General features: G+C 49.1%; 6 protein-coding genes and 1 pseudogene. All 7 read right to left on the reverse strand.

The window, feature by feature from the left end; genetic code table 11:
• Positions 1-96: 96 nt before the first annotated feature.
• The 7 genes and pseudogenes from ATB02_RS25360 to ATB02_RS25390 all read right to left on the reverse strand — a co-directional run bounded on the left by ATB02_RS25360 (position 97) and on the right by ATB02_RS25390 (position 3,131).
• Positions 97-453 carry a hypothetical protein gene (locus ATB02_RS25360; protein WP_105272394.1) on the reverse strand — a complete coding sequence of 119 codons (357 nt, stop codon included), beginning with the start codon at positions 451-453 and terminating at the stop codon, positions 97-99.
• On the reverse strand, positions 431-646 hold the full coding sequence (locus tag ATB02_RS27170; RefSeq protein WP_071999323.1) for a hypothetical protein: 216 nt from the start codon (positions 644-646) through the stop codon (positions 431-433). Before ATB02_RS27170 ends, ATB02_RS25360 begins: the two co-directional genes overlap by 23 nt.
• 62 nt (positions 647-708) lie before the next feature.
• A complete protein-coding gene (locus ATB02_RS25370) occupies positions 709-921 on the reverse strand; it encodes a hypothetical protein (RefSeq protein ID WP_032192790.1) in 213 nt (70 codons plus the stop codon).
• A 50-nt stretch (positions 922-971) separates the two neighbouring features.
• Positions 972-1,142 (reverse strand): annotated as a pseudogene (locus ATB02_RS25375) (ead/Ea22-like family protein); the annotation flags it as partial.
• Between the two features lie 26 nt (positions 1,143-1,168).
• A complete protein-coding gene (locus ATB02_RS25380; RefSeq protein WP_032192794.1) occupies positions 1,169-1,585 on the reverse strand; it encodes a DUF977 family protein in 417 nt (138 codons plus the stop codon).
• A 15-nt stretch (positions 1,586-1,600) separates the two neighbouring features.
• Complete coding sequence (locus tag ATB02_RS25385; RefSeq protein WP_123059872.1) at positions 1,601-2,362, reverse strand: DUF1627 domain-containing protein; 762 nt, start codon at positions 2,360-2,362, stop codon at positions 1,601-1,603.
• Between the two features lie 22 nt (positions 2,363-2,384).
• Positions 2,385-3,131, reverse strand: a complete 747-nt coding sequence (locus ATB02_RS25390) for an ATP-binding protein (protein ID WP_105272397.1) — start codon at positions 3,129-3,131, stop codon at positions 2,385-2,387.
• Positions 3,132-3,192 lie beyond the last annotated feature (61 nt).

The following is a 3,192-nucleotide window of genomic DNA, read 5'->3' on the forward strand; positions in this document are numbered from 1 at the left end:
ATTTATTACCGCCCTTTCTGGCGGCCTCCTGATGTTCTGAGGGTGCAGAAATCCCTCCGGTTAAGGATTAAATTGTATTTACAGCGCTAAATTTATTTATTCAGTTCTGGATTTTGTCGCCCTGCGTATCCGCGCTTTCGCGTTACGCTCAATCTGAATTAACTTTTCTATATTTTTCCGCCTTTCCTGTTCCTTCTGGCGCAATAGCCTTACATCATCTGCCAGTCTGGTTTCTCTTTTCGCCACTGAGAGCATCCAGTCAAACGGCTCCACAACTGCACCGCAGATTTTACAGCGGACCTGACGTTCTTTTTCGTCAACCCGGACAGAGGCGTGATGGCAATATGGTCTTTCCGATGGCTCATAAAGAAAATTAACCTGATTACGTGGGTCATCCTCTTTTGCCGGAAATAAAACAATATTACTTAACTCATCTTCTGGTTTTATTTCCATACTCCTCTCCTTTGATGCGCAAGTGGTTTTTCCAGCGGTTTTGCGCCGCGCTTCTGCTCCGCCAGACACCGTAAAAACGAATAGAGGAACACCCCCTAAAACCCAGATATCTATAATAAATAACAAGCCGATTTGAGATACGGATACGCTGCCCGGGCTTTGCTATCAGCATCTTTGCTTTACGGTTTTTCATCGTTTTGTTCTCCGATTAGTTCAGCCATTTTTATTACCGCCCTTTCGGGCGGCCTCCCGACATTAATCGTTGTGGTAACTCATGGCTTCATTTGCAGCATCAACCGGATCAACCTGCCACCAGCAATAATTTGGGTCGGTTCCTTCAGGTGTCCACGGTTCTAATTCATTTTTTGCCACATTCTCGTCACCAGTAATTTTAAAAATCTGCTCCGAGAATTTTTTTACCCACTCGTTATATTTTTCCGCATTAATGGTTTTCTGTGTATTTAACATAGACATACCTCCGGTTAAGGATTAAATTTTATTTACAACACTAAATTTAATTATTCAGGCGCGCGAATCTGTTCCGCACAATGCAACAATGCTTCTGTCACTTCCTTAAGCGTTACGATATCGGCATCATCCAGTCCTGCAACTTTTGCGTGCCTGACAAACGCCGCGCAAAGGTCGTTAAACGCCCCTGCCCGCACATCCGCCAGGAAAGCGTTGGCAGCAGCCAATTCCTGGTAGTCAATCCCGCTCACTGTGCCACCTCCTGAAAATTACCCTGATAAAACGCCAGCACTCGCTGCATAACCTCACTATTCCGGCACTCGCGACAGATTATGTTCTGTCGTCTGTTGTAACGACGTATTTCTCCGTCTGGTAATGAATAAACCAAGTCCGGGTCGCTCTTTTTTTTCACTGCTGCTTTCGACATCTTTTTGCGGGCCTTTATCCAGTCCTTACGAGCCTGTTCAGACGGGAATAGTCCGTAGCCAGAGTTGTATACATCACCACTGGCAACCAGCTCTCTGGCGAGAACGCTCATCAGGTATCTTGTCGCCCCTGTTTTAGCTTCCAGTTGCCGTAACGTCTCGCGCCCACTCTGGCGCACGAGTTCAATAACCTGCCCTTTAATTTTTTCCCGCTCTTCTGGTGTAAATACTTTTGCCACAGGTGCCTCCGGCAATCACTTTTCCGACACAATACGACTGGAGGAATCGAAAATATGTCGAACAATATCCCGGTGCTTGTTCAGCTCCCGCAGCGCGGCGCAGATTCGCTCCCACTTCTGGACATGATTTTTCGCCCGACGCAGTTCGCGGTTTGCCATATGCAGCGATGGTAAAACCAGGTCATCCGCTCGCGTTTCAGTAAACGATGGCAGCGACTGCACAATGTCCGCCACCGTTTCTGTTTTAATATCTTCCTGTGTTGCAGCCTCCTGTACTGGTAACGCAACACCTGCGGTCTGAGGAAAGGCCTTACCATCAGTTTCCGCTACCGATGCTGCTTTCGGCTCTGCTGGTAAATTATCGCCCGGTATGCAGTAACGAAATTTACCGCCCTGATTTACGCGAATCAGACGACCTTTGCTGATTGCCATTGCCAGCGTTGAAGCCACTTTGCGTGATGTGGTACCAAACAATGTAGCCAGCTCATCAGCCGTTTGTGGTCCGCGTTGTTCAATCGTCGCGGTTAAATCGCACTCTGAGATTTTCGCGACTGTTGCCGTGGTGGTTTCTTCCGGCATTTCTGCCTGCACTGGCTGTTCCTGCTGAACGTTGTTTTCAGCCACTCGCCAGGTGTACGCGGTTTTATCAACAAAACCAGCTTTTTTCAGTTCCCACAGCTCGTTCAGTACCTCTTCACGACTGATATCAAGTCGCGCAGCAAGTTCTATGGATGTGGCTTTTCCCATTGCTTTCAGTGCGTCAAAAACAGTCTCCATTAAATTTTTCTCCCGGTAAAAATTACTTCGTGATTCCTGGCTGGACGACATTCGGGCGCCAGCTTTCCCAGTTAAAATTCACCCAGCGTCCGCCGTTCATGGTCATGCGATCCATAATCCGCTCACCGAGCAATGTTTTCATGGCCTCATAGTTCAGGTTTGTCAGCATTCCCACGCTACGCATCGACGCTGTCCGTCGATCAATAATCTGGTGCAGTACCACCTGCTCGTTTTTCGTCTCGCGCTGAATGCCAATTTCATCAAGAACCAGCAGATCCACTTCGCACAGTTCCCGCAAAAATTTTTCGCCTGACTGCCCGTCGTCATAGCTGGCGTGGAGGGCACTCATAACATCAGCCACGGTAACCACAACCACTGTCTGACCGTCTTTCAGCAGACGATTCCCGATAGCTGCCGCTAAGTGGTTCTTCCCGGTACCAGGTTTTCCGCTGAACGCAAAATTTGTACACCCGGTCATCATTTCATCAGCGATGGATTTCGCCTGACTCAACGCGTATCGCTGCCCTTCGTTCTGCACCTGGTAATTCGCAAACGAGCATTTGCGGTGCAACGGCTGGATGCCAGAGCGATTCAGGATTTTTTCCACCCGCAACTGACGATTCAGGCGGTTGATCTCCTCGCAACGTTTCTGGCCTTCAGCAAGTTGCCACTCGCGCCACTCCGCAACCGTTCTGAATGGGGCGGTTACATGTGGTGGGGTCAGTCTGCGGATACGCTCCAGAACGCCTCCTGTCGCAATATTTTTCATGGTCTGTTACCCCCTGAAGCCAGGCGGGATCGCACTGTCCGGCAACGAGACGGTGTTAACC

Source organism: Escherichia sp. MOD1-EC5189, from assembly GCF_002966045.1.
GTDB classification, from domain to species: domain Bacteria; phylum Pseudomonadota; class Gammaproteobacteria; order Enterobacterales; family Enterobacteriaceae; genus Escherichia; species Escherichia coli_F.